Annotated in this window: 26 protein-coding genes; 17 read left to right on the top strand and 9 right to left on the bottom strand. The window is 69.0% G+C overall.

The annotated features are described in order from the left end of the window. Positions 1–19 precede the first annotated feature (19 nt). The gene (locus AB0L64_RS24300; protein ID WP_363713409.1) at positions 20–649 is read left to right on the top strand and encodes a nucleotidyltransferase domain-containing protein; all 630 of its coding nucleotides are present in this window, start codon (positions 20–22) and stop codon (positions 647–649) included. After that, the gene (locus AB0L64_RS24295; RefSeq protein WP_363713407.1) at positions 649–1,026 is read left to right on the top strand and encodes a HEPN domain-containing protein; all 378 of its coding nucleotides are present in this window, start codon (positions 649–651) and stop codon (positions 1,024–1,026) included. The genes AB0L64_RS24300 and AB0L64_RS24295 overlap by 1 nt, the downstream gene beginning before the upstream one ends. On the opposite strand, the gene AB0L64_RS24290 is transcribed toward AB0L64_RS24295, so the two are convergent. After that, a complete protein-coding gene (locus AB0L64_RS24290; RefSeq protein ID WP_363713405.1) occupies positions 1,019–1,954 on the bottom strand; it encodes a DUF6454 family protein in 936 nt (311 codons plus the stop codon). The genes AB0L64_RS24295 and AB0L64_RS24290 overlap by 8 nt on opposite strands. A gap of 80 nt (positions 1,955–2,034) precedes the next feature. On the opposite strand from AB0L64_RS24290, the gene AB0L64_RS24285 reads away from it, so the two are divergent. The 3 genes from AB0L64_RS24285 to AB0L64_RS24275 are packed head-to-tail and all read left to right on the top strand — an operon-like array spanning position 2,035 to position 4,735. Beyond that, positions 2,035–2,652: an SIMPL domain-containing protein gene (locus AB0L64_RS24285; protein WP_363713403.1), complete on the top strand. Its 618-nt coding sequence runs from the start codon at positions 2,035–2,037 to the stop codon at positions 2,650–2,652. A 60-nt stretch (positions 2,653–2,712) separates the two neighbouring features. After that, on the top strand, positions 2,713–3,948 hold the full coding sequence (locus AB0L64_RS24280) for an Nramp family divalent metal transporter (protein ID WP_355699626.1): 1,236 nt from the start codon (positions 2,713–2,715) through the stop codon (positions 3,946–3,948). A 19-nt stretch (positions 3,949–3,967) separates the two neighbouring features. Next, complete coding sequence (locus AB0L64_RS24275) at positions 3,968–4,735, top strand: metallophosphoesterase (protein WP_363713400.1); 768 nt, start codon at positions 3,968–3,970, stop codon at positions 4,733–4,735. A gap of 26 nt (positions 4,736–4,761) precedes the next feature. Here AB0L64_RS24275 and dmpI read toward each other — a convergent pair whose 3' ends face one another. Both dmpI and AB0L64_RS24265 read right to left on the bottom strand, forming a co-directional pair. Further along, positions 4,762–4,944 (bottom strand): 4-oxalocrotonate tautomerase DmpI, encoded by a 183-nt coding sequence (gene dmpI, locus AB0L64_RS24270; protein ID WP_355699624.1) that lies wholly within the window; start codon positions 4,942–4,944, stop codon positions 4,762–4,764. Positions 4,945–5,028: 84 nt separating this feature from the next. Continuing rightward, the gene (locus tag AB0L64_RS24265) at positions 5,029–5,901 is read right to left on the bottom strand and encodes a LysR family transcriptional regulator (RefSeq protein WP_363713398.1); all 873 of its coding nucleotides are present in this window, start codon (positions 5,899–5,901) and stop codon (positions 5,029–5,031) included. A 58-nt stretch (positions 5,902–5,959) separates the two neighbouring features. On the opposite strand from AB0L64_RS24265, the gene AB0L64_RS24260 reads away from it, so the two are divergent. Beyond that, positions 5,960–6,325 carry a DUF427 domain-containing protein gene (locus tag AB0L64_RS24260; RefSeq protein ID WP_363713396.1) on the top strand — a complete coding sequence of 122 codons (366 nt, stop codon included), beginning with the start codon at positions 5,960–5,962 and terminating at the stop codon, positions 6,323–6,325. Here AB0L64_RS24260 and AB0L64_RS24255 read toward each other — a convergent pair. Beyond that, positions 6,289–7,062, bottom strand: a complete 774-nt coding sequence (locus AB0L64_RS24255; RefSeq protein WP_363713394.1) for an alpha/beta hydrolase — start codon at positions 7,060–7,062, stop codon at positions 6,289–6,291. The genes AB0L64_RS24260 and AB0L64_RS24255 overlap by 37 nt on opposite strands. A 108-nt stretch (positions 7,063–7,170) precedes the next feature. Here AB0L64_RS24255 and AB0L64_RS24250 point away from each other — a divergent pair, with 108 nt between their 5' ends. Genes AB0L64_RS24250 through AB0L64_RS24230 form a run of 5 tightly spaced genes read left to right on the top strand, consistent with a single transcriptional unit; the run spans position 7,171 to position 13,095 of the window. Continuing rightward, the gene (locus AB0L64_RS24250) at positions 7,171–7,953 is read left to right on the top strand and encodes a GNAT family N-acetyltransferase (RefSeq protein WP_363713392.1); all 783 of its coding nucleotides are present in this window, start codon (positions 7,171–7,173) and stop codon (positions 7,951–7,953) included. Next, positions 7,950–8,477 carry a kinase gene (locus tag AB0L64_RS24245; RefSeq protein ID WP_363713390.1) on the top strand — a complete coding sequence of 176 codons (528 nt, stop codon included), beginning with the start codon at positions 7,950–7,952 and terminating at the stop codon, positions 8,475–8,477. The genes AB0L64_RS24250 and AB0L64_RS24245 overlap by 4 nt, the downstream gene beginning before the upstream one ends. Then, positions 8,474–10,756 carry a helicase-associated domain-containing protein gene (locus AB0L64_RS24240; RefSeq protein ID WP_363713388.1) on the top strand — a complete coding sequence of 761 codons (2,283 nt, stop codon included), beginning with the start codon at positions 8,474–8,476 and terminating at the stop codon, positions 10,754–10,756. The genes AB0L64_RS24245 and AB0L64_RS24240 overlap by 4 nt, the downstream gene beginning before the upstream one ends. Beyond that, on the top strand, positions 10,756–11,409 hold the full coding sequence (locus tag AB0L64_RS24235) for a DUF6000 family protein (RefSeq protein ID WP_363713386.1): 654 nt from the start codon (positions 10,756–10,758) through the stop codon (positions 11,407–11,409). The genes AB0L64_RS24240 and AB0L64_RS24235 overlap by 1 nt, the downstream gene beginning before the upstream one ends. A gap of 45 nt (positions 11,410–11,454) precedes the next feature. Next, complete coding sequence (locus tag AB0L64_RS24230) at positions 11,455–13,095, top strand: DNA repair helicase XPB (protein WP_363713384.1); 1,641 nt, start codon at positions 11,455–11,457, stop codon at positions 13,093–13,095. A gap of 111 nt (positions 13,096–13,206) precedes the next feature. Here AB0L64_RS24230 and AB0L64_RS24225 read toward each other — a convergent pair whose 3' ends face one another. The 4 genes from AB0L64_RS24225 to AB0L64_RS24210 form a co-directional block, all read right to left on the bottom strand. Next, positions 13,207–14,067: a DUF559 domain-containing protein gene (locus AB0L64_RS24225; protein ID WP_363713383.1), complete on the bottom strand. Its 861-nt coding sequence runs from the start codon at positions 14,065–14,067 to the stop codon at positions 13,207–13,209. Between the two features lie 159 nt (positions 14,068–14,226). Beyond that, positions 14,227–14,937, bottom strand: coding sequence for an FCD domain-containing protein (locus AB0L64_RS24220; protein ID WP_363713381.1), 711 nt, complete (start codon positions 14,935–14,937; stop codon positions 14,227–14,229). Between the two features lie 27 nt (positions 14,938–14,964). Next, positions 14,965–15,900, bottom strand: a complete 936-nt coding sequence (locus tag AB0L64_RS24215) for a dihydrodipicolinate synthase family protein (RefSeq protein WP_363713379.1) — start codon at positions 15,898–15,900, stop codon at positions 14,965–14,967. Between the two features lie 14 nt (positions 15,901–15,914). Continuing rightward, a complete protein-coding gene (locus tag AB0L64_RS24210) occupies positions 15,915–16,976 on the bottom strand; it encodes a sialidase family protein (protein WP_363713377.1) in 1,062 nt (353 codons plus the stop codon). Between the two features lie 47 nt (positions 16,977–17,023). On the opposite strand from AB0L64_RS24210, the gene AB0L64_RS24205 reads away from it, so the two are divergent. From AB0L64_RS24205 to AB0L64_RS24185, 5 genes are all read left to right on the top strand, one after another. Further along, positions 17,024–18,646, top strand: coding sequence for an extracellular solute-binding protein (locus AB0L64_RS24205; RefSeq protein WP_363713376.1), 1,623 nt, complete (start codon positions 17,024–17,026; stop codon positions 18,644–18,646). Next, positions 18,646–19,590, top strand: coding sequence for an ABC transporter permease subunit (locus AB0L64_RS24200; RefSeq protein ID WP_359927412.1), 945 nt, complete (start codon positions 18,646–18,648; stop codon positions 19,588–19,590). Before AB0L64_RS24205 ends, AB0L64_RS24200 begins: the two co-directional genes overlap by 1 nt. Next, positions 19,587–20,474, top strand: coding sequence for a carbohydrate ABC transporter permease (locus AB0L64_RS24195; protein ID WP_363713374.1), 888 nt, complete (start codon positions 19,587–19,589; stop codon positions 20,472–20,474). The genes AB0L64_RS24200 and AB0L64_RS24195 overlap by 4 nt, the downstream gene beginning before the upstream one ends. A gap of 79 nt (positions 20,475–20,553) precedes the next feature. Then, on the top strand, positions 20,554–21,333 hold the full coding sequence (locus AB0L64_RS24190; protein ID WP_363713372.1) for a phosphatase PAP2 family protein: 780 nt from the start codon (positions 20,554–20,556) through the stop codon (positions 21,331–21,333). Between the two features lie 37 nt (positions 21,334–21,370). Next, positions 21,371–23,380, top strand: a complete 2,010-nt coding sequence (locus AB0L64_RS24185) for an AAA family ATPase (RefSeq protein WP_363713370.1) — start codon at positions 21,371–21,373, stop codon at positions 23,378–23,380. Here AB0L64_RS24185 and AB0L64_RS24180 read toward each other — a convergent pair. Next, positions 23,367–24,557 (bottom strand): MFS transporter, encoded by a 1,191-nt coding sequence (locus AB0L64_RS24180; RefSeq protein ID WP_363713368.1) that lies wholly within the window; start codon positions 24,555–24,557, stop codon positions 23,367–23,369. The two genes, AB0L64_RS24185 and AB0L64_RS24180, sit on opposite strands and share 14 nt — an antisense overlap. Positions 24,558–24,647: 90 nt before the next feature. Here AB0L64_RS24180 and AB0L64_RS24175 point away from each other — a divergent pair, with 90 nt between their 5' ends. Further along, on the top strand, positions 24,648–24,959 hold the full coding sequence (locus tag AB0L64_RS24175; RefSeq protein ID WP_355699606.1) for a metalloregulator ArsR/SmtB family transcription factor: 312 nt from the start codon (positions 24,648–24,650) through the stop codon (positions 24,957–24,959). Positions 24,960–24,973: the final 14 nt, after the last annotated feature.

The raw sequence follows: 24,973 nt of genomic DNA, 5'->3' as shown, positions 1-24,973 counted from the left end.
CAATGGAGGTGGACTGCGGATGCGCTTCTCCGAACCGATGTCCAGTGTGGTGCCGGGGCTGCACGGCCGGGTTCTGGGCGTGCTCGCCCGAACCGATCGCGCGTTGACCGGCCGGGCCGTAGCCGGGCTCCTGCAGTCTCCAGCTAGCCCAAGCGGCGTCCAGAAGGTTCTGGACGACCTGGTCGACAACGGCGTCGTCATCGCCGAGCCGGCCGGTCGCGCCCGGCTCTACACGCTCAACCGTGATCATGTCGCGGCACCCGCAATCGATCAGCTCGCACGACTCCGCGACGTCCTGCTCGACCGGATCAGGGCAGAAGCCGAGGCATGGGAGATCCCTGCGAAGGCGATCTGGCTCTTCGGTTCTACCGCCCGGGGCCAAGGCGACGCCGGCAGCGACCTTGATCTGCTGATCGTCCGCCGGGACGACGTCGACGAATCGGATCCTGTCTGGCTCAGGCAGGTGGACACACTGTCGGCACACGCGAGTCTGTGGTCCGGCAACTCCTGTGAGGTTGTCGAATACAGCGGGCAAGAGGTGCGCGACCTCATCAGTCGCAAGGAGCGCATCGTCAACGAACTCCGGCGCGACGCCATGCCGATCATCGGCAGCACGCCGCAGCAAACCCTCGATCGAAAGGCCGGCTAGTGACCGCACTCGACGAAGCCCGAGCGCACTTGGCGAAGGCTCGCGAGTTTCTCGAAGCCGCAGACCTGACCAATGACCTCGAGCTCTACAACGCGGCGGCGTCCAACGCCGTGACCTCAGGTATCAACTCCAAGGATGCAATCTGTCTGGCTCTCACCGGCCGGACCAAGAAGTCCGACAACCACGCCGAGGCGATCGCTGAGCTGAAGGGTGCCGGGCCGGCAGGCCGGGACAGCAGCGCGACGCTGTCCCGGCTGCTGAGGCTCAAGTCCAAGTCGCAGTACCAGGCGACCTCGGTGTCTGCCGCAGACGCGGCCAAGAGCATCGATTGGGCCACCCGGCTGCTCGAGACCGCGAAGACCGTCACGCCTACTTGAGCGGGGACTCGTAGATCTGGAGTTCGGTGCCGCCGGGGTTTTCGCCGTCGTCGGGGGCTGTGTAGAGGCGGAGGGTGGCGGGGGTGGTTTCGAGGGCTACCGGGTTTCGGGTGGCGTTGTGGTTGGTGGTTGGGGAGAAGTACGGGAACGGGATCTCGTGCAGGATGCGGTTGGTGCGGAGGTCGAGGAGGGCCAGGCCGCCCAGGTCGTACGACGTGTTGTTGGGGCCGGGCAGGGTCGTGACGCCGCCGCAGAGCTGCTTGCCGCGGGCGGCGTAGTCGCAGTCCTGGTAGTCGAGCAGGTGGGACTCGTTGGCCAGCTTGCCGAGCTGCTTGCCGGCGGGCGTCCAGTCGTAGAGCGTGCGGGAACCCCAGCTCACGCCATGGACCTGACCGGTCGTCCGGTCGCGCACCACTCCCCCGACGTGGTCCTGCACCCGGAAACGTTCCGTGACACGGTAGGTCTTCGGGTCGACCGTGTAGACGATCGCCCGCGAGTTCGGCCGGTACTCCGCCGCCGGTACCCACACGTCCTTCCCGTCGAAGTCCAGCCCGCCCGGGTGGTACGCCGTACCCTCACCGACCCGGACGTCCTTCTTCAGATTCCCCTGCCGGTCCAGCACGAAGACATGCCCGATCCCCTTGCCGGGGGTCCGGTCGTACCCGTCCACTGGCACCGGGTACTTCACCGGCGCCTCCAGCACCTCGACACTGCTCAGAAAGATCAGGTCCCCGACCAGCGCGATCCCCTGCGGGTGGTACGTCGGGAACTTCAACGGCACACGCTGCACCAGCTTCCAGGCCGTACTGCGGTCTGTGGCCTGGAAGGCACGCGTGACGTCGGAGTCCCGCCCAGTTGCCTGAGCGGTGGTCAGACCGGTGAGCAACACACCGGTCAGGGCGGCGAATGTCAGCAGTCGTCTGCGCATTGACGGTCTCCTCGGATCGAAAGTCGATGCTGCAGTGTGAGATGCCCAGATGACATGCAGGTGATGCCAGACTGACCGTTATGGACACAGGGGTGAGTGTTGTCGGGTCAGGCCAGGTCTCCGGTAAGCCGGATGTGCTGCGGGTGACGTTCGGCGTCGAGCAGGTCGCGCCTGATGTGGCGGCGGCTGTCGCTACGGTCGGGGAGCGGACGGACGCCGTGCTGGCGGCCCTGCGCGCCCAGGGCGTCCAGGACTCGCAGCTCGGGACCAGTTCTGTGAACGTGTTCCAGGAGTACCGGGAGCCCGGCACCGACCCGGCGTACCGGGCCTCGCACACGGTACTGGTGGAGACGAAGGACCTGACTGGCTTCGGTGCGCTGCTGAATGCGGCTGTCGGTGCTATCGGCAACAGCCTCGCCCTGCACGGGCTGCAGTTCGACATCGAGGACAAGTCCGCGCTGCTGGCACAGGCCCGGGAGCTGGCCTTCCAGGAGGCCAAGGAGAAGGCGGCGCACCTGGCCGCGCTGTCCGGCTACTCACTTGGCTCGGTGACCGCGATCTCCGAAACCCAGGGTCACTTCCCAATCCGTCCTGACGCCATGCTCGGGTCCAAAGGCGCGTACGACTCCGCAATCAACGTTGTACCCGGCGACGAAACCGTCGTGGTCTCGCTCCAGGTGCACTTCGCCTGGGCGTAACCCGCGTCTCAAAACGCGCACAGGGGTTGCGCGCTGGGTACAGACAGAGAGACTTCTCTCATGTACGCACCGGCACCGCTGCGGCGGCAACTGAGTCGGTCCGGGCTGTTACTGCTCGGGCCGGCGTTCGTGGCTGCCGTCGCGTACGTCGACCCCGGTAACTTCGCCACCAACATCGCCGCTGGTGCGACCTACGGTTACCTGCTGTGCTGGGTGGTGGTCGGCGCCAACCTGATGGCCGTCCTGGTGCAGTACCTGGCGGCCAAGGCGAGCATCGCGACCGGGCGGACGCTGCCGCAGCTGTGCCGCGACGAGTTCCGGCGCTCGACGTCGACCGGGCTGTGGGCGCAGGCCGAGGTGGTGGCGGTCGCGACCGACCTGGCCGAGGTGGTCGGCGGCGCGATCGCGCTGAACCTGCTGTTCGGCGTACCGCTGCTGGTCGGCGGCGTGATCACCGGTGTGGTGTCCTTCGCGCTGCTGGTCTACCAGTCGAAACGCGGCCAGCGGCCGTTCGAGGCCGCGATCATCGGTCTGCTCGCCGTCGTCCTGGTCGGCTTCGTGGTGTCCACCGTGAAGTCGGACCCGTCGGCCGGCAGCGTCGTCGGCGGCCTGGTGCCCCGGCTGGACGGCACCGAGTCGCTGGTACTGGCGGCCGGCATGCTCGGCGCGACCGTGATGCCGCACGCGATCTGGCTGCACGGCGCACTGGTGACGGACCGGCACTGGAAGACCATCCGCTCCGAGAACGGCAAGTCCCGCGTACTGCGGGCCACCCGGCTCGACGTCGCGGTCGCGATGGCACTCGCCGGCGCGGTCAACCTGGCGATGGTCGTGGTGGCCGCGGCTGCCCTGAAGGGCACCGGCGCCGACTCGCTCGAGGCGGCCCACGTCGCGATCGGTGACCGGCTCGGTCAGCTGCCGGCCCTGCTGTTCGCGCTGGCGCTGCTCGCCAGCGGCTTCGCCTCCTCGTCGGTGGGGACGTACGCCGGCTCGGTCATCCTGGACGGCTTCTGGCAGCGTCACGTCCCGCTGCCGGTGCGCCGCCTCATCACCCTGATCCCCGCGCTGCTCGTCCTTGCGATCGGCATCGACCCCAGCCGCGCACTGGTGGTTTCGCAGGTGGTGCTGAGCTTCGGCATCCCGTGCGCGCTGTGGCCGTTGGTGAGATTGACCGCCTCCCGGCGCGTCATGGGCGACTTCGTCAACCGCCGGGCGACTACTCTCGCGGCATGCCTGGTAGCCACCGCCGTCACGGCCCTCAACGTCGTACTGATCGTGCTGACGCTGCGGGGATGACGTGACTCGGGTGTACGCCGTGAGCGACATCCACGGCCACCTGGAGAAACTGACCGCCGCGCTGCACGCCGCCGGCCTCACCGATGCCGACGGCAACTGGGCGGGCGCGAACAGCAGGCTGTGGTTCCTCGGTGACTTCTTCGACCGCGGCCCGGACGGGATCGGCGTCCTGCGCTTCGTGCGCGGCCTGATCGACCAGGCACCCGACGGCGCGGTCCGGATGCTGCTCGGCAACCACGAGATCCTGGCGCTCGGGATGTACAAGTTCGGCGACACGTTCGTCCCGCACGACGGCCTGACGCTGCGCAGCTTCGAGCGCTCCTGGGCCCTGAACGGCGGCCAGGACCGCGACCAGGAGCTGCTCACCGACGACGACGTGGCCTGGCTGCTCGACCGGCCGATGCTCGGGCTGGACGCCGACCAGCTGCTGATGCACTCCGACACCGCCGAGTACGTCGAGTGGGGTGACACGATCGACCAGATCAACGCCGCGGCCCGGGCCGAGCTGCACTCCGACGACATCGAGGTGTGGTGGGAGATCTGGCGCCGGATGACGTCGCGGTACGCGTTCCGCGGCCCGAGCGGTCCCGAGGTGGCCCGGATCATGCTGCAGCATCTCGGCGGCCGCCGGATCGTGCACGGCCACAGCATCGTCGCCGACCAGCTCGGCATCGACCCGCAGTTCCTGACCGGGCCGCACCTGTACGCCGACGGTCTGGCCCTGGGCATCGACGGCGGCGCCTTCGACGGCGGCCCCTGCCTGGTCGTCGAGCTCACCGCGGACTGACCCGACGACCGTAGACAGGGCTGGGTTTACTTGTCGGCGGTGAGCGTGCCGCCGATCGCCCAGCTCTCCGGCGGGGTCTCCTGGATCCAGACCTGGACGCTCTCGGCCGGGACGCCGAGGCTGTCGACGAACGCGTCGGTGACCTTCTGGACCAGTTCGCGCTTGAGTTCTGGGGTCCGCGGACCCTGCAGGACGGTGACGACGGGCATCGGATTTCCTTTCGTTGACGGCTTCTGCGCCCATTCCAGTCGCCAGGGCCGCCGCGAACGAGACGCAGTTGCGATGTCCTGCGATCACTCGAACTGATCGGACGCCCTCCGGCAGGCCTCCAGCAGCACGGCGAGGTCGCCGCCGACCGTCGTACCGGCCGGGACCGCGAGGCTGGTGGTCAGCGCCAGCCGTGGGCGTGGTCTGCGGAAGACGACGCGTCCCTCGCGGAGCAGGCGGGCGTGGGACTCGTAGATGACGGTCCAGCTCGGGGCGCCGGCGCCGATCGCGGCGTGGGTGTCCTGCAGGTTGTTCGAGCGCGGGCCGAGGACCGGTTCGAAGCCGGCGGCGGCGCAGGCCGACAGGACCAGGTCGACCAGCGGCGGGTTCGTGCGGCGGTCGGTGATCCTCAGGGGAAGTTCGCGAAGATCGGTCAGGTCGACGTCGTGGCCCGGCGCGGCGGTCCTGGGCAGGGCGATCAGCAGGTCGTCGTCCCAGACCGGGACGAACTCCAGGCCGGCTGCCTCAGCCGTGCCGCGGACGAAGGCCGCGTCGAGCTGGCCTGCCTTCACCCGCTCCAGCCGGGCGCGCGTCGACGTACTCACCAGCTCCACGTGCATGCCTTCGGACGAAAGCTCCGCGACGACGACCTCGAGCCGTTCGCCCAGTCCTGTGCTGGTTCCGAGCCGGAGGCGGCGGGTGGGAACCGCGGTGGCGGCGGTGCGGGCGTGTGCGACGGCGGCCAGGACGGAGCGGGCGGCGGGGAGGAAGCGCTGGCCGGCCTCGGTGAGGCGGACGGCGCGGGCCGAGCGGTCGAAGAGCTGGACGCCGAGCTCGCGTTCCAGACGGGCGATCTGCTGGCTCACGCCCGGCTGGCCGATCCCGAGCTGCTCCGCGGCGCGGCCGAAGTTCAGCACCTCCGCGACGGTGACGAAGTACTGGATCTGTCGGAACTCCACCCGCCGATCATCGCCGATTCGGGGAATGGCGCCGGGCCGGGCGGGGTTGTCAGCGGTTATGGCGGACAAGACTGTGAAGATTCCCGGGCCGGACCACCCGATCACCGTGGGCAAGAACCCGGACCGGGTGGTCGTGAAGGTCGGCGACGTGGTGATCGCGGACACCCGCGACGCGCTGTCGCTGCAGGAGGCGAACTATCCGGCGGTTCAGTACATCCCGCGCGCGGACGTCGACTTCTCGCGGCTCGAGCGCACCGAGCACCAGACCTACTGCCCGTACAAGGGCGACGCGTCCTACTACACGATCCTGCCGGACCTGGTGAACGCCGTCTGGACGTACGAGCAGCCGTACGACGCGGTCGCGGACATCCGCGAGCACGTCGCGTTCTACCCGGACAAGGTGTCCATCGAGATCATCGCCTGAATCACCGGGGCGAGCACCTGCGGCGGTACGACGTGGTGGTGGTCGGGGAGCTCGGTGAACGTCGCGTTCGGCAGGATCGAGACGATCCGGTGGGCCGCGTCGAGCATGAACGGCGCGGTCGCGGTCCCGGCGACCACGAGGGTCTGCTGCGTCACCGCACGGAGCGTCTCGACCGGCGTGTTGGCCTCGTGGGCCATCACCGCGAAGTCGTACGCGAGCGTCGGCGCGAGCTCCGCGACACCCGGTAGCGCGGCCACCTCCAGCGCGTCGGGCTGCGGCGCACCGGTCATCAGCATGAACAGCTCGACGGCCTCCCGGTTCCGGCCCTCGTGGATCAGTTCGAGCACCCGCTCGCCGTCGTCCGTCGGGTCCACGTCGTCGGGTCCGTACGGCGGCTCGTGCAGCACCACCTTCGTGAACGGCAGCTGACTCGCCGCGATCGCCGCCAGGCCGGCGCCGGACGAGTGCCCGTAGACCGCCGCGGTACCGCCGAAGACCGTCAGCAGCGCAGCGAGGTCTTCCACCTCGCGTTGGACGTCGTACGGGGTGCTGTCGCCGGAGTCCCCGCGGCCGCGGCGGTCGTACGTCACCACGTCGCAGTGGCTCGCCAGCTGGTCGGCCAGCGGCCGGAGCGCGTGCCGGTCGCACAGCGCGCCCCCGACCAGGATCAGCGGGTGCCCGCTGCCCAGGCGGTCGTAGGCGATCGTCGTGCCGTCCGCTGACGTCACTTTCTCCATCTGATGCTCCTCGCTCGTCGTGGCTGACGTCAGAGACGTCGGAGCCGGACGACGCACTTCGACATAGTCGGTGGCGCTTGGGCTGCCGGGGTGGTTCACTGCTTCGCGATGATCACGCGAGTCGATGACTACCTGCACAAGGTTCCCTTGTCCGGCGCGGTTCCCGAACAGGTCGGGCCGTTCACCTTGTTCCGCAGTACGACGATCTGGCCGTACTACGCACGCCCGGTTCCCAGTTCCGGGGCGACGATCCAGCCGGCTGACATCGAGCTCGTGCGGGAGCGGTGTGCCGAGCTGGAGATCCCGCTGAGCTTCGAGTGGGTCGTGGAGACCTGCCCGTCGTTGGGTCCGGCAGCAGCGGCAGCCGGGCTCACTGTGGTCGAGCACCCCTTGCTGGTGCTGGAGCGCGCGGACTTCCGCCCTGCCGTGGCAGATGCCCGCTGCGAGATCATCTCGGCCGACGAGGGCCCGGTACGACAGGCGCGTGCGGTCGCCGGACTCGCATTCGGCGAGCCAGGCACGGCTGTTGGCTCGGCCGGGCCGGCAGAGCGGGATGCCGCGGCTGCAGGGATGGCGGCCGACACGGTCGCGGCCCTGCAGGATCGGATGCGGCGTGGGGTCTCTGTGACTGCCGGTGCGTTCACCGACGACGGCATGGTCGCCAGCGGGACTCACCAGCCGGTCGGCTCCATGACGGAGATCGTCGGCGTCGGCACGCTGCCGTCCATGCGCCGGCGCGGCCTGGGTGCCGCGGTGACCTCGACGCTCGTCGAGCACGCGCTGGACAACGGTGTGGACGTCGTACTGCTGTCCGCCGAGTCGGACGCGGTCGCAGCCGTCTACGAACGCGTCGGCTTCCACCGGATCGGACACGCCGGAGCAGCTGAGTGACAGGGAGCCCGGACACCCGTCTGGTCGTACTGCGCGGCAACTCGGGCTCCGGCAAGTCGACCACGGCCCGGACGCTGCGCGAACGCCTCGGCCGCGGTACGGCGTGGGTCGAGCAGGACCACATCCGCCGCATCCTGCTCCGCGAGCACGACCTCGCGGGCGGCGTGAACATCGGCCTCATCGACACCACCGTCCGCTACGCCCTCGACCACGGGTACGACGTGGTGCTCGAGGGCATCCTGGACGCCGGCCGGTACGGCGACATGCTGCGTCGGCTCACCACGGACCACCGCGGCACGACCCTGCACTACTACTTCGACATCCCGTTCGCGGAAACCGTCGCCCGGCACGCGACCCGGGACCTGCACGAGGTCAGCCCTGACATGATGCAGGACTGGTACCGCGACCACGACGTCCTGGACGGCATCGACCAGACCGTGATCGGCCCGGACAGCGCCCTGGACGAGACCGTGGCGAAGATCCTGACCGACCTCGGGGCCGATCCCGTACCGTTGGAGGGATGAGCACGACCGAGCCCACCCGCCCCCGTACCCTCGCCGAGGCGTTGCGGGGCTGGGGTGACGCCGCGCTCGGCGAGCTGCTGCGGCGGCGGCCGGATCTGGCGTTGCCGATCCCCGCGGACACCGGGCAGCTCGCGGCCCGGGCGACGAGCAACGCGTCCGCGGCGCGGGCGATCAACCGGCTCGACGAGTTCGGTGTGGACCTGCTGGAGTCGTTGTCCGCGCTGCCGGAGCCGGTGGACCTGGAGGCGCTGGCGCAGGGCGTCGGCCAGCCGGTGGAGGTCGTCCAGCCGCGGGTCGCCGAGCTGCTGGACCTCGCGCTCGTCTGGGGCGCCGAGGACGACCTGCGTCCGATCCGTGCGGTGCACGAGCTGCTCGGACCGACGCCGGCGGGACTCGGCCCGACCACGACCCGGCACTTCGGTGATCTGGACAAGCTGATCGAGGACGCCGGCCCGGACGCGCGCGCCGTCCTCGACAAGCTGACCTGGGGTCCGCCCACCGGCTCGGTCGAGAAGGCCGACCGGCCGGTGACGATCGCGTCGGCGCGCACCCCAGTGGAGCGGTTGCTGGCGCGCGGTCTCGTCGTACCCAAGGACGCGAACACGGTGGTGCTGCCGCGGCAGATCGGTCTGCACCTCCGCGGCGGGCGGGTGCTGGCGTCGACGCGTCCGGTACCGCCGCCGCTGGACGGCAAGAAGGTGTCTGCCACGATCGCGGACCGGGCCGCCGCCGGCGCGGCTCTGGACCTGGTGCGGTTGGTGGACCGGGCACTGGAGCAGCTGGGCACGGAGCCGCCGCCCGTCCTGCGTACGGGTGGTGTCGGTGTCCGTGAGCTGCGCAGCCTGGCCGGGAAGATCGGTGCCGAGGAGCGCACCGCTGCAGCTGTGCTGGAGATGGCGTACGCCGCTGGGCTGGTAGCAGCGGTAGAAGTCGGGACGAGCGAGCTGTGGCTGCCGACCAGTTCGTACGACGACTGGCTGGAGCTGGACCTGGCGCATCGGTGGGCCCAGCTTGTCATGGCCTGGTTCTCAGGTCTCCGCGCGATCGGGCTGATCGGACGGCGCGACAGCACAGGTAGTACTGCGGCTGCACGCGAGAGACTGATCAACGCGCTGGCACCGGACCTGGAGCGGTTGCTGGCGCCGGAGATCCGGCTGCTGGCACTGCACGCGCTGGCCGAGGCCGGTCCGGGGACTGCGCCGGCTCCTGAGACCGTGGTGACCTGGGTGGCTTGGCATCGCCCTCGACGCGGCGGGCAGTTCCGGGACGACCTGGTGGAGTGGAGCGTGTCCGAAGCCGCCCTGCTTGGGCTGACCGGGTTGGGCGCGCTGGCGTCGCACGCTCAGCCTTTGCTGGGATCCGAGCCGACTGCCGACGAGTTGGCCGAGGCGATCAGTCCGCTGATGCCCGAGCCGGTCTCCGAGGTGCTGTTGCAGGCCGACCTCACGGCAGTGGCCCCCGGACCGCTGGTGCGTACAGTGCAGGACGAGCTGTCGGCGATGGCGGACGTGGAGTCGGACGGCGGTGCCGGTGTCTACCGGTTCAGCGAGAGCTCAGTACGGCGTGCGTTCGACCTGGGACGTACTGCGGAGCAGCTGCACACGTGGCTCGCTGAGCATTCCCGGACCCCGGTGCCGCAACCCTTGGCGTACCTGATCGACGACGTTGCGCGGCGCCACGGCGTACTGCGGCTCGGGACCGCGTCGACGTACCTGCGCTGTGACGACGAGACTGTGCTGACCCAGCTGCTCAACTCGAATCTGCCCGGTGTGCGCTTCCGTCGGCTGGCACCGACCGTGGTCGTGTCGCCGTCACCGCCGGACATGGTGCTGAGCAGGTTGCGCGACGCCGGGCTGGCGCCGCTGGCGGAGACGTTCGACGGATCGGTGCATGTGACCGGTGCGCCGCGCCGTGGCGAGGCACCGCGTCGTCGTACCAGCAGGGACTTCAACGAGAGCGCGTTCGACCTGACGGACGACCAAGTGAAGGCAGTCATCGAGAAGGTTCGCGCCGGCGACCGGATCGCCGCCGAACGCCCCGGCGACGACGGCCTGATCGAGCCCGCGGCCCCGGCGGAGACCATCGCCGTGCTCACCAACGCCGCCGAGGCGCACACCCGCACCTGGATCGCGTACGTCGACCACAACGGCCACTCCTCCGAGCGCATCGTCGAGCCGGTCCGCGTCGCCGACGGCTGGCTCACCGCGTACGACGACACCACCGACAACCCCCGCACCTACGCGCTGCACCGCATCTCTGCAGCCCGGGCTGTCGACTGATGGACGACGACGACAACCGAGCGTTCTGGGCGATGTTTCGCTGGTCGCCGAACGGCGGCTACCTGCCCCTGATCGTCCGAGCGTGGGTCTGGCCACGGCCGCGACAGTGGTGGTACCAGTTCCGCCTTCGGTGGGGCGGCCGGCTGGCGCCCGCGAAAGACCTGGCTCTGATGCTGGAATCCGGCGGCTGGCGGACCAACATGGCCGCAATCTGGCTGATCGCGTCCGCGAAGCGGGCCGACCTCCGCCCGGTGATCGAAGAACACATGCTCGCGGGTCGGCCACGCGGCTTCGGCTGGACCTACAGCTACTGCACTGTGCTGGCCTGCCTCGGTACCGAGGCCGACGCCCGGATCCTCGCCGGCTACCTCGACCACGTGCTCGCCTTGCCCGTCGAGCCGGAGGGCCACAACACCCAGTGCCAGGGGCAGGCACTCGCCACGCTGATCTACCTCGCCGAGCAGCTGGGCACTGCCTACGCCCAGCGCTTCCTGGGCGAAGGCGGCCCGTGGGAGCGCTGGCCCGGCTCGGCCGACGAAGACCTGTCGGCCTACGCGAAGCACATCCGCGCGGAGGTCGTCTTCGCCGCCGGAGGCAACCCGGGAACGCGCCAGGAGATGCAGGAGGAGCGCCGAGCCACCGAGTCCTTTTGAGGTAGGAGGCACAATGGAGGGTCGGGGCGACGATAGGAGTTGCGGGTGACAGACGGTCCACTGATCGTGCAGTCGGACAAGACGCTGTTGTTGGAAACGGCGCACGCGGACGCTGACGAGTGCCGGAAGGCCATCGCGCCGTTCGCCGAGTTGGAACGGGCGCCGGAGCACGTACACACCTACCGCCTCACCCCGCTCGGCCTGTGGAACGCGCGGGCCGCAGGGCACGACGCCGAGCAGGTCATCGACGTGCTGCTGCGCTACAGCCGCTATCCGGTCCCCCACTCGTTGCTGGTCGACATCGCCGAGACCCTGGATCGGTACGGGCGGCTGCGGCTCGAGAAGCACCCGCAGCACGGACTGGTCCTGGTGACGACCGACCGGCCGGTGCTGGAAGAGGTCCTGCGCAGCAACAAGGTCAAGCCGATGCTGGGCGCCCGGATCGACGACGACACGGTTCTGGTGCACCCGTCCGAGCGCGGTCACCTCAAGCAGACCCTGCTGAAGCTCGGCTGGCCCGCGGAGGACCTCGCCGGGTACGTCGACGGTGAGGCGCACCAGATCGACCTGGTGAAGGACGGCTGGGAGCTGCGCCCGTACCAGGAGCAGGCCACCGACTCGTTCTGGCACGGCGGCTCCGGCGTCGTCGTACTGCCCTGTGGCGCCGGTAAGACGATCGTCGGCGCGGCCGCGATGGCACAGGCGTCCGCGACCACCCTGATCCTGGTCACGAACACGGTGTCCGCGCGGCAGTGGAAGGACGAGCTGCTCCGCCGCACCAGCCTGACCGAGGACGAGATCGGCGAGTACTCCGGCGCGCGCAAGGAGATCCGCCCGGTGACGATCGCGACGTACCAGGTGATGACGACGCGCCGGAAGGGCGTCTACACGCACCTGGAGCTGTTCGACGCGCGCGACTGGGGCCTGATCGTGTACGACGAGGTGCACCTGCTGCCCGCGCCGATCTTCCGGATGACCGCGGACCTGCAGACCCGGCGCCGGCTCGGGCTGACCGCGACGCTGGTCCGCGAGGACGGCCGCGAGGGCGACGTGTTCTCGCTGATCGGCCCCAAGCGGTACGACGCGCCGTGGAAGGACATCGAGGCGCAGGGCTGGATCGCGCCGGCGGACTGCATCGAGGTGCGGGTGGATCTCGAGCAGACCGAGCGGTTCGTGTACGCCACCGCCGAGCCCGAGGACCGCTACCGCCTGGCCGCGTCCACACCGGCCAAGTCGAAGCTGGTCCGCCGGATCGCCGAACACCACGCCGGTGAGCCGCTGCTCGTGATCGGTCAGTACATCGACCAACTGGACGAGCTCGGCGAGCGACTGGAATGCCCGGTGATCAAGGGCGAGACCACGGTCCGCGAACGCCAGCGGCTGTTCGACGCGTTCCGCAACGGCGAGATCACCCGGCTGGTGGTCAGCAAGGTCGCCAACTTCTCCATCGACCTGCCCGAGGCGTCCGTGGCCATCCAGGTCTCCGGCACCTTCGGCTCCCGCCAGGAGGAGGCCCAGCGCCTCGGCCGAGTCCTCCGCCCCAAGGGCGACGGCCGCACCGCCCGCTTCTACTCGATCGTCGCCCGGGACACCATCGACGCCGAGTTCGCCGCCCACCGCCAACGCTTCCTCGCCGAACAGGGCTACGCCTACACCATCGTCGACGCCGAAAACCTCTTCGCCTGAGAAACGTGCAAGGTCGACAGGACGTGTCGAGGTGCGGACGTCAGCGGCACGCTCAGCACTCGCAGTACCGGCCGTGATCCGAAGGACATGTCCTGTCGAGCTGGCACACGGTCACCCTGCGAGCCGCTGAGCCAGCGCGGCCCTGACGGTCGCGACGACCCAGGCCGGATCACCGATGACCTGCTCGTAGGTGAATCGGAGGACCAGCCACCCCGCGGCCACCAACTCGTCGTACCGATGGCAGTCGGCGGCGAAGTCGCGCCGGGAGCCGTGGAACTCGAACCCTTCCGCCTCGAGCGCCAACCGAGCCGCCCGGTGCCCGAGATCGACCCGAGCCCGAAACCACCCATGGGTCACCAGCATCTGCGGTTCGAAGCCCTCGATACCCGCACTGATGAGAAGCGCCCGGAGGACGGACTCGAGGAAACTGTCGGACAGGCCGCTCGCCGCCGCGGCCGTCCGGCGAGCGTTCGGACAGCCGTGACCACGTATCGCGGCCGTGGCGGCGAGCAACTCGTCCTGCCTGAGCCGTTCGGTCGCGAGAGCCGCGTCCGCGACCGCCAAGGCTTCGCCGAACGGAAGCGTGCGAGAGCAATCCACGACGGTCCGCAGGAGTGACGTGATCCGCTTGCGGCGTTCGCCGGAGGTGGTGTCGGCCCAATGCAGAACAGCCGGCGGCCCCGGACGAGGACGGCGCTTGGGAGGGAGGATGACGTGGGGTTTCTCCGGCGCTGTGAGCAGCGGGAGCCCGAGCGCCTGCGCTGCACTCATATGCGAGAGCACTCCGTCGTACGCGACCACAGCGAGCTCAGCGGCCGGAAGACCCGGCAACGCATAGATCCCCAGCGCGATCCGCTCTGCCTCACCGCACTCGAGCGCGGTCTCGACGGCGCGGCGGGATGTCGCCTTGACCAGTTCGGACCGGGTCGCCCAACCGCCGTTGCGCTCGAGGACCGCGCCGACCGATTCCATCCGAGGATGGTGCCCCAGACCGGCCGAACAGCGCTGTGGTTCGTCCACAGGCGTGCAAGCTCGACAGGACGTGTCCGCATCTGAGCGTGCAAGGCACGCTCAGCCGACCGATAAATCGCTGTCAGTGGACGTATACGTCCTGTCGAGCTTGCACGACCGCTACGAGTCGAGGCGGGTGTGGATCCCGTTGAAGTGGGACTTCATGGAGTGGGCGTAGGTTGCGGGGTCGCCGGACTCCAGGGCTACCAGGAGGTCTCGGTGCCAGGCGGCGGCGTCGGCGGGGGTGTAGCGGGCGCCGGGGAGGCGGGCGTCGACCTGGGCGAAGGTGCGCCAGAAGACCGAGAGCAGGTCGATGACGAGGGCGTTGCCGAGCGGCTCGTAGAGGGCCTGGTGGAAGGCCCAGTCCTCGTCGGGGAAGTACTTGCCCTCGGCGGCCGTGGCCTCCATGCGCTCGACGATCGGTTCCAGGGTCTCGTAGCCGTGCTGCTTGAAGTGGTCGACCACGTCGTCGGCGAGGCCGACCTCGATGGCCTGGCGGACCTCCAGGACGTTCTGTACGTCGCGGAGGTCACCCGCCATCGACTGCGACATCCGGAAGGCGAGCCCGTCCTCCAGGGACTGCAGGTTCACCTCGCCGACGTACGTGCCGTACCCGTGCCGGATCTCGATGATGCCGACCGCCTGCAGCGCCTTCATCGCCTCGCGCAAGGGATGCCGGCCGACACCGAGCTGCGCCATCAGCTCCTGCTCGTTGGGCAGCGGGTCACCCGCCTTCAGCCCGCGCTCCAGGATGTACGACTTCATCGCGTCCCGGATGAAGGACTGGTTGCCTGCCGCACCACGTGCCCGGCTGAGCCCACCCGTTGTCACTGCCGGCCTCCCATTGTCTGAGATCGCTCAGTGTAATCCGGCGCGTTCCAGCAGCGGCCGGACAGCAGCGATCTCCGTGTCGTCCAAGGGGATGCTCGGGTACGCCGTGAGCGGGCAGGAGATCACGCCCAACAGGTAGAGACCGGCCTTGAACGCACCCAGCGCCGCCGAGCTGGCCCCCATCCGCGAGCGGTCCGCGACGTGGATGATCTCGAACAGCCGGAACAACCGGTCCTGCTCGTCGCGTGCCGCCGCCGCGTCACCGGCCACCGCGGCCTTGAACAGACGCACGTAGCCGGCCGGGTCCACGTTGCCCAGCCCGGGGACGACGCCGTCGACGCCGAACGCCAGTGCGGAGTCGACCGTCACCTCCGAGCCGGTCATGATCACGAAGTCGTCCAGGTTCTTCTCGCGGCGGGAGATGACCAGCTCGCGCAACGAGGTTTCCTGGCCGGACGAGTCTTTCACTCCCGCGATCACGCCCCGCTCGCCGAGGGATGTCACCAGCGACGCAGGCAGCTTGGTGCCGGCACGAGGTGGGATGTCGTACGCGTACAACGGGGTGTCGCCGGCCAGCTCCGCCAGGCGCGTGAAGTGGCGCTCGATCTCGGAGGGATGGGTGGCGGCGTAGAACGGCGCGGTGGCGACGATGCCGGACACACCGGCCTTCAGGGCCGCGGAGACGTGGGACGCAACCCGGTTGGTCGACGTGTCGATGACGCCGGCCAGGACCGGGACCTGTCCGGCCACCTCGCCGACAGCCGTCTCCAGCACGACCTGGCGCTGCTCGTCGGTCAGGAAGGTGCCTTCGCCGGAGGTGCCGAGCACGAACACCCCGTCCACACCCCCGGAGAGCTGGTACTGGATGAGCCGGGCCAGCGATGCGGTGTCGACGTCGTACTCGGGGGTCAGCGGAGTGACCAGCGGCGGTACGACGCCGGCCAGACGGGCGGATGCGGTCAAGGGGTCTCCCAACCTCAAAGGGCGAATGGTGTGAAGCGCAAGGTCGCGAACGACGAGGTCTCACCGGCCTCGTAGAAGATTCCGGCCGAACCGTCGGGGAGCAGCACCAGGTCGGAATAGCCGGCCATGCCTTCGTGCACGACCAGCGTCGGCTTCCAGGACGCGCCGTCGTCCGAACTCACGAAGACGGTCAGCTCACGACGGCTGTCCGGGTTCACCGGCGTGGACAGCAGCAACCGCCCGTCGGGCAGGCAGAGCACGCTGCCCTGGATCCCGGGTGCGGTGATCTCGGGAATCCCGGCGTACGGCGCATCGAGCGTCTGACCGCCGTCCGACGACCACGCGTGCACCCGGGCCGGTCCGGTGCCCTGGTGATTGCGGGCGTTGAAGTACAACCGGCCGTCCGGCAACTCGGCGACGGTGGTCTCGTTGGCGTTGATCTCGGCGCCGTCGTTGCGGTCGACGAATCCGACCGACCACGTGACACCGCCGTCGTCGCTGTAGATGCAGTGCCCGCCGTTCAGCCGGATCAGGTCGTCCACCGGCCGGTCCGGGACGAACGAGTGGTTCGCCGGTACGACGAGACGCCCGGAGCGCAGCGTGATGCCGTGACACGGACCGGTCGCGTACCAGCCCCAGTCGCGCGGCTTCACCTGGGACGTGATCTCCACGGCCGGACTCCAGGTCGCGCCGTCGTCCGCGGACCGCTGCACGAAGACCCGCCGGCCGTCGACCGGATCGGTGCCCCGGGCAAGCGACATCTCGACCGCGTCGGCGCCGTTCTGCACCGTGACCAGCACGATGTCGCCCGACGCGGGATCGACCAGCGGCACCGGGTTGCCGCACGTCTTGCCGGGCTCCGCCGAAACCACCTGCAACGGCAACCAGGAGAGCCCGCCGTCGAGCGACCGGCGCAGCACGACCTCGATCTCACCGGCGTCACCCGAGCCGTGCAGACGGCCCTCGCAGAACGCGAGCAGCACCGAGCCGTGCGCGAGCACCGCCGGGATGCGGAACGTGTGATACCCGCTGCCCGCCGGATCGAAGATTTCCGAAGCGCCGACTCTTGATGACATAGGACGTACTATGTCATGGTGTGGGCCTCCGATGGAAGTGAGGCCTCATGCCGGTCAGCAGAAGAACATTCCTCGGCGGCGGTCTGGCCGCCGCCGCTGTCGCGGTCACGGGTACGCCGCTGCTGGCGGGGTGCGCGTCCGACAAGAAGAACACCGCCGCGGCGAACGCGGCCGTGAAGCTGCCGACGTACACGAAGTACGGCGAGATCGCGCCGGACCTGCCCGGCACCGACGTGGTGCTGGACGGCTTCGTGAAGTACCCGGCGAACCCGGTCAAGGCGATCGCCGAGGCTCCTGGCGACGGCTCGCCGATCACGTTCATGACGAACATCCCCGGCGCGATCCCGCCGGCCGCCGACAAGAACCAGTTCTGGCAGGAGCTGAACAAGCGGCTCGGCTCCGAGCTGCAGATCAGCATGGCGTCCAACGACGAGTACAAGGACAAGTTCGCGACCCGGATCGCGGGCGGCGACCTGCCGGACATCCTGAACATCCCGACCGACACGCCGCAGATCCCCGGCCTGGTGAAGTCCAAGTGCATGGACCTGACCGAGCACCTGTCGGGTGACGCGATCAAGAAGTACCCGTTCCTGGCGAACATCCCGGCCGAGTACTGGAAGGGCTGCGTGTTCAACGGCGCCATCTACGGCGTACCGGTGCCGCGCGGCATGTCCCGGACGTCGCTCGCGCTGTACCGCGAGGACCTGCTCGCCGCCAAGGGCATCAAGGACCCGGCGCCGAAGAACTTCCAGGAGTTCTTCGACCTGGCCAAGGAGATGACCGCGGCCAAGCAGAACAAGTGGGCCTGGACCCGGGTGCCGCTGTCGACCATCCGGCAGATGCTGGGGATCGCCAACGTCTGGAAGGAGGAGGGCGGCAAGTTCACCTCGACGTTCGAGGACGAGGCCCAGCTCGAGGCGCTCGAGGCCGGCCGCAAGATGGTCGCCGCCGGGGTGATCAACCCGGACGCCTTCAACGACAAGGCCAGCGCCCGCAAGCAGTGGTTCAACGGCGGCATCGCCGCGTTCGACTACGACAGCTTCGTCGCCTGGAACCAGTACTACAACGACAACACCGCCGGCGACTCGTTCGCGGTGAACATGCTCGACGTACCGGGCTTCGACGGCGGCGAGGGCAAGCCGTGGATGGGCTCGGCGCTGAACAACGTGACGTCGTTCAGCAAGGCCAGCAAGCACTCGGCCGAGACGCTGCTGAAGGTGGCCAACTGGATGGCGGCCCCGTTCGGCACCGAGGAGTACATGTTCCGCAAGTACGGCGTCGCGGGCCGGCACTACACGCTGCAGGGCACCGACCCGGTCCCGACGAAGGTCGGCGTGGTGGAGACGGGCATCGGCCTGCAGTACATCAGCGACTCGACGCTCGCGCTGTACTGGGCCGGCAAGCCCGACGTTCCGCGCAAGCAGCACGCGATCCAGGAGAAGGTCGCGAAGCGGCTCGTGTACGACGCGTCGTACGGGCTGTACTCCGACACCCAGTCGAAGAAGCAGACGCAGCTGTCCAAGACGATGACCGACCTGGAGGGCCAGATCGTGCAGGGCAAGAAGCCGGTGTCGGACTGGACCGCCGCGGTGCAGACCTGGAAGTCCTCGGGCGGCGACAAGATCCGCACCGAGCTCGAGCAGGCGCACGCCGACACGGCAGGGAAGTAATGCTGCAGAGATCCGCCAAGCACCCGCAGCAGCGCCTGAGCCTCGGCCGGCGGCTGCTGCGGGACCGCGTGCTGCTGCTGTTCGCGCTGCCCGGGGTCGCGCTGATCGTCGCGTTCCACTACGTGCCGCTGCTGGGCAACGTGATCGCGTTCAAGGACTACCAGCCGTTCCTGGGGATCGGCGGCAGCGACTGGTCGGGCTGGGCGAACTTCAGTGTGATCTTCAACGGCGACCCGGCGTTCCTGCGGGCGCTGAAGAACACGCTGATCCTCACCAGCCTGCAGTCGATCTTCGTGTTCCCGGCGCCGATCCTGCTCGCCCTGCTGCTGAACTCGCTGTTCTCGGAGCGGATCAAGCGGATCGCACAGAGCATTCTGTACCTGCCGCACTTCATGTCCTGGGTGATCGTGGTCGCGCTGTTCCAGCAGATGCTCGGCGGCAGCGGCCTGCTGAACAACTACCTGCGGTCCCACGACCTGTCCACGATCGACATCATCGGGAACTCCGAGCTGTTCCACGTGCTGCTGACGTCGCAGATCATCTGGAAGGACACCGGATGGGCGACCATCCTGTTCCTGGCCGCGCTGTCCCAGATCGACTCGCAGCTGTACGAGGCCGCCAGCGTGGACGGCGCGAGCCGGATGAAACAGCTCTGGCACGTCACGCTGCCGGGACTGCGCGGGATCATCATCCTGCTGTTCATCCTGCGCCTCGGTGACTCGCTCACCGTCGGTTTCGAGCAGATCATCCTCCAGCAGCAGGCGGTCGGACGTGACGTCAGCGAAGTGCTGGACACCTACGTCTACAACAACGGCGTGCTGGGCGGCGCCTGGGGCGTGGCCGCGGCGGTCGGGCTCGTGAAGGGCATTGTCGGCGTGGTGCTGGTGCTGACCGCGAACAAGGTCGCCCACATCTTCGGCGAGCAAGGGGTGTACCAGAAATGAGCCGTAAGATCGTTCAGGGCGTGCCCATGCCGGGCTGGCCGATGCGGGCCTTCAAAGGCCTGGTGCTGCTCGTCTTCTGCGCGGTCGTGATCATTCCGTTCGTCGGCGTGGTCTCGACCAGCGTGGCGCCGAACAAGCAGATCAACGAGTCCGGCGGTCTGGTGCTGCTGCCGAAGTCGATCAACTTCGCGGCGTACGAGTCGTTGTTCGCCGGCGGTGTGGTGACGCGAGCACTGTTCGTCAGCATCTTCGTCACGATCGTCGGCACACTGCTCAGCCTGACCGTGTCGTGCCTGCTGGCCTACGCGCTGGCCCGCCCCGGCTTCGTGGCGGGCCGGCCGATCCTGCTGGTCGTGCTGTTCAGCATGCTGTTCTCCCCCGGCATCATCCCGCTGTACCTCACGGTGAAGGGCGTCGGGCTGCTGGACAGCATCTGGGCGCTGATCGTGCCGACGATGATCAGCGCGTTCAACGTGGTGGTCCTGCGGGCGTTCTTCATGAACCTGCCGAACGAGATCACCGAGAGCGCACGGATCGACGGCGCGGGTGAGCTGAAGACGTTCTCGTACATCGTGCTGCCGCTGTCCAAGGCCGTGCTGTCGGTGATCGGCCTGTTCTACGCGGTGGCGTACTGGAACGCGTTCTTCTCCGCGCTGCTGTACCTGAACGACTCCAGGCTGTGGCCGTTGCAGCTGGTCCTGCGGACGTACGTCATCAACGACACGCAACTCGGCAGCGCCGAGCTCGGCACCGAACTGCTGCCGCCGCAGGCCTCGATCCAGATGGCGATCCTGGTCGTCTCGATCGTGCCGATCCTGGTGATCTACCCGTTCCTGCAGCGGCACTTCGCGAAGGGGGTGCTGACCGGCGCCGTGAAGGGCTGACCGCTCAGGGGTTGCCCAGGGCAACGTCAGGGACCGGCCTGGGCCCATCCTGAGGGTCCGGCGAGTACCGTCGATCGGTATGGGGATACAGGCGCTGGAGCGGGTGGGGCAGGGCAGGGAACAACAGCAGAAGGTCTTTTGGAGAGTGGCCCGGGAAGCAGTCCTGCTGGCCACCCTCTTTCTCGTCTACAGCGCCGGCCGGCAACTCGCTGCCCGGCACTCCGGGTCGGCCTTCGACCACGCCCACGAAGTGTTGTCGTTCCAGAACTGGCTGCATCTGCCGAACGAGGCCGCGGTCCAGCACTGGGCCTTCCAGTTCCCCCACCTGATCCAGGGCGCCAACCTGTACTACGCCAGCGTGCACGCGCCGCTGACGGCGGCCGTACTGCTCTGGCTGAGCATCTGGCGGCCGCAGGCGTACTCGCATGTCCGCTGGACGATGGTGTCGTTGACCGGACTGGCACTGATCGGTCACATCGCGTTCCCGCTGGCGCCGCCGCGGATGATGCCGGGCTTCGTCGACACCGGGCTGCGGTTCGGTCAGTCCGTCTACGGTCCGGACCACACCGGCGGAGCGGTGAACCAGTTCGCCGCCATGCCGAGCCTGCACGTCGGCTGGGCCGCCCTGATCGCGCTGTCGATGATCCTGATCACCCGGTCGCGCTGGCGCTGGCTCTGGCTGCTGCACCCGATCATCACGTTCGGCGTCGTCGTCGTGACCGCCAATCACTACTGGCTGGACGGCCTGGTCGCGCTGGTCCTGCTGGCGGCCAGCCTGCCGTTGCTCTTGCGGCGCGGCCTGCACGCAGACAGGCCATGGACTCGTAATTCAGTTCCGCCGCGCAGAGTGCTCAAGTAACGTAGCTGGGCTCCCCACACTCGCCGGAGGTTTCAGCATGCCCTCAGACACGTCCGACACTCTCCAGGCCGAGAAGGACTACCTGAAGACCTCCCGGGCGGCCCTGGCGCAGATGCGAGAGAAGACCGGCGCGCTGGAGATCCACAGCGCGGACCGGGTGAACCAGGAGTTCCTGCAGGCCGCCATCTTCCGGCGGATGAAGGAGCTGGAGGACGACCCCGACGTACCCCTGTTCTTCGGCCGGCTGGACTACCTCGAGCCGACCGACGAGACGTTCCACATCGGCCGCCGGCACGTGAACGACGCGCTGGGCGAGCCGCTGGTGGTGGACTGGCGGGCCGACATCTCGGTGCCGTTCTACCGGGCCAGCAAGACCGAGCCGATGGGTGTGGGGGTCCGTCGGCGGTTCGGCTTCACGCACGGCGAGATGACCGCCTTCGAGGACGAGGACCTCACCGCGAGTGGTGAGGACGACCAGCACAGCGACATCCTCGACGCGGAGATCGAGCGCCCACGGTCCGGCCCGATGCGCGACATCGTGGCCACCATCCAGCCCGAGCAGGACGTGATCGTCCGGGCCGGCGTCGAGGACACCATCTGCGTCCAGGGCGCTCCCGGTACCGGTAAGACCGCGGTCGGGCTGCACAGGGCGGCGTACCTGCTCTATGCGTACCGGGACCAGCTCAGCCGGGCCGGTGTCCTCGTGGTGGGTCCGAACGCGAGCTTCCTGCGGTACATCGGCGACGTCCTCCCCGCCCTGGGCGAGATCGAGGCGAAGCAGACGACCGTCGAGGAGATGGTCGCCCGCGTGAAGGTGGCGGGGCCCGGGCCGGCGTTGGTCGACGTACTCAAGGGCGATGCGCGGATGGCCGAGGTGCTGCACCGGGCCGTCTGGTCCCACGTGAAGCTGCCCGAGGAGTCGCTCGTGGTGCCCCGTGGGGCGCACCGCTGGCGAGTGGCGGCGTACCAGGCCGAGGAGCTCGTCACCGAGCTGCGCAGCCGCGGCATCCGGTACGGCGCCGGCCGCGCGATGCTGCCGCAGCGCCTGGCGCACGCTGTCCTGCTGCGGATGGAGGCGGCCGGCGACTCCCCCGACGACCGCGTGCAGGACTCGGTCGCCCGCAGCCGCCCGGTCAAGCAGTACGCCGACGCGCTCTGGCCGGCTGTGGACCCGGCGAAGCTGCTCTTCCGCCTGTTCACCGACCCTGATCTGCTGGCCCGGCACGCCGACGGCATTCTCACCGCGGAAGAGCAGGCGCTGCTGATCTGGGACAAGGTGCCGCGGTCCGCGGGCGCGGCCAAGTGGTCCGTCGCGGATGCCACCTTGATCGACGAGATCGCCGACCTGGTCGACCGTACGCCGTCCCTCGGGCACGTGGTGCTGGACGAGGCGCAGGACCTGTCCGCGATGCAACTGCGGGCCGTCGGGCGGCGTTGCTCGACCGGCTCGATGACGGTGCTCGGCGACATCGCACAGGGCACCACGCCGTGGGCCACGCCGTCGTGGGACGAGGCGCTGAAGCACCTGGGCAAGACCAGCGCCCACACCGAGGAGCTGACCGCCGGCTTCCGCGTCCCCGGTCAGGTGATCGAGTACGCCGCCCGCCTGCTCCCGTCGATCGCCCCGCACCTGAAACCGCCGACGGCCGTACGGCGGGCACGCGGTGAGCTGACCATCACTCGCGTGCCCGACAGCCTGGCCGCCGCGGTCACCACCGTCCGCGAGGTGTCGGAGCGTCTCGGCTCGATCGGGCTGATCGTCCCGGACGCGCTGGTCCCCGCGGCCCGCAAGGCTCTACAGGGCATCCCGTTCTCGGTGCTGGGCGACGAGGACGACGTCGAGGCCCACCTGGACGTCGTACCGGCCTCACTCGCCAAGGGTCTCGAGTTCGATCACGTGGTGCTGGTGGAGCCGGCCGGCATCGTGGCTGGTGAAGCCGACGAGCGGACCGGGCTCCGCCGCCTCTACGTCTGTCTGACTCGTGCGGTCACCTCACTGGTCGTCCTGCACAGCGAGGACCTGCCTGCAGTTCTCAGTCAGCCGTAGCCGTGACGTAGATGTCCTCGTCACGCTCGAGCTCCTCGACGCGCCGCAGAGACGGGTCACGCCACAGCACGTAGACCAGGCCGAGCACCACGAGCGACAGCGCGGCGGCCAGCACGGGGAGATAGCCGACCCCGACGGTCTGGATGACCAGTCCGCCGACCACGGCCGACAGTCCGGCGCCCAGGTAGATCGCGGACGCGTTGAGGGAGATCAGGAGTCCACCGCCGAGCTCCATCAGCAGGTTCTGGATCGGCGGGTTGAACGCCCAGGTCAGCATGCCCCACACCACGAGGGCCACCCCGGCGCCGGCCTCGGTCGTGAGCGTCAGGTCCAGCGTGGCGAGGACGGCCGTGATGCCGGCCATCAGGACGACCAGCGTCCGGAGGCTGCCGAACCGGTCCGTGATCCGTCCGCCGAGGAAGTTCCCGATCACCGCGCCCACGCCGTACAGCAGCAGGAGGAGGCCGGTGACGTTGCCGGTCAGTCCGGCGGTGTGCTTGAGCAGCGGCACGATGTAGATGTACACGCTGAACGCTGCAAGGACGGCGAGCACCGTGATGGCCAGGACGACCTGCACACGCCGGTCGGTCACGCCCGCGAAGCGCTCGCGCAGGCTGACCACGGGCGGAGCGTCGACCTTCGGGAGCGCGCCACGCTCGGCGATGGCGACCAGTACGGCGACCGCGGTGATGAGTGCGAAAACGCCCTTGTAACCGAGTGTCGGGCCCAGCAGTGTCCCGGCGGGTACGCCGAGGACCAGCGCGAAGGTGAGACCGCCGAAGACGATCGCCACTGCCCTGCCGCGTTCCTCAGGTGGCATCAGGCTGGTGGCGAACAGTGTGGCCGCCGGTGTGTACAGGGCGGCGCCGAGCGCGGCCACGACCCGGCCGGCGATCAGGACCGGGTAGTTGGCGGCCACCGCGGCGATCAGGTTGCCGAGCGCGGCCAGGACCAGTGCGGCGATCAGGAGGGTACGACGCTCCCACCGGCCGGTCAGTGTGGACAGGATCGGGGCGCCGATCGCGTACGACAGCGAGAACGCGGTGGCGAGCTGACCCGCGGCGGTGAGCGAGACGTGCAGCTCCGAGCTGACGTCGGGCAGGACACCGGAGACGACGTACGCGCTGGTGCCGACCGCGAACGCACCGGCGCCGAGCAGGTAGATCCGTGCGGACATCGAAGACCTTCCGGGGACGAGGTTCACTAGTTCGACGATCATCGTACTACGAAGTTCATCGAACTTCGACAGGCGTCGTACTATGGAGCCATGGCCACGAAAGTTCTCCCGCAGCCGGGGCGGGACGAGATCCGCGTCGAGGCGGTTCTCCAGGCGTTGGGCGAGCCGGTCCGGCTGACCATCGTCCGCGCGCTCGCCGACAACCCGGCCGGCGTCTGCTGCGGTGAGATCGAGCTGCCGGTGACCGCGTCCACGCGGGCCCACCACCTCAAGATCCTGCGCGAGGCAGGCGTCCTGTCCACCCACACCGACGGCACCCGGCGGATCAGCATCCTGCGCCGCGAAGACCTCGAGGCGCTCTACCCCGGTCTGCTCACGGGCATCCTGTCGGCGAAGCAGTAAGCAACCGCAAGCTC

Source organism: Kribbella sp. NPDC051936 (genome assembly GCF_040680955.1).
Lineage (GTDB): Bacteria > Actinomycetota > Actinomycetes > Propionibacteriales > Kribbellaceae > Kribbella.
This window is presented reverse-complemented; position numbering and strand designations above follow the sequence as displayed.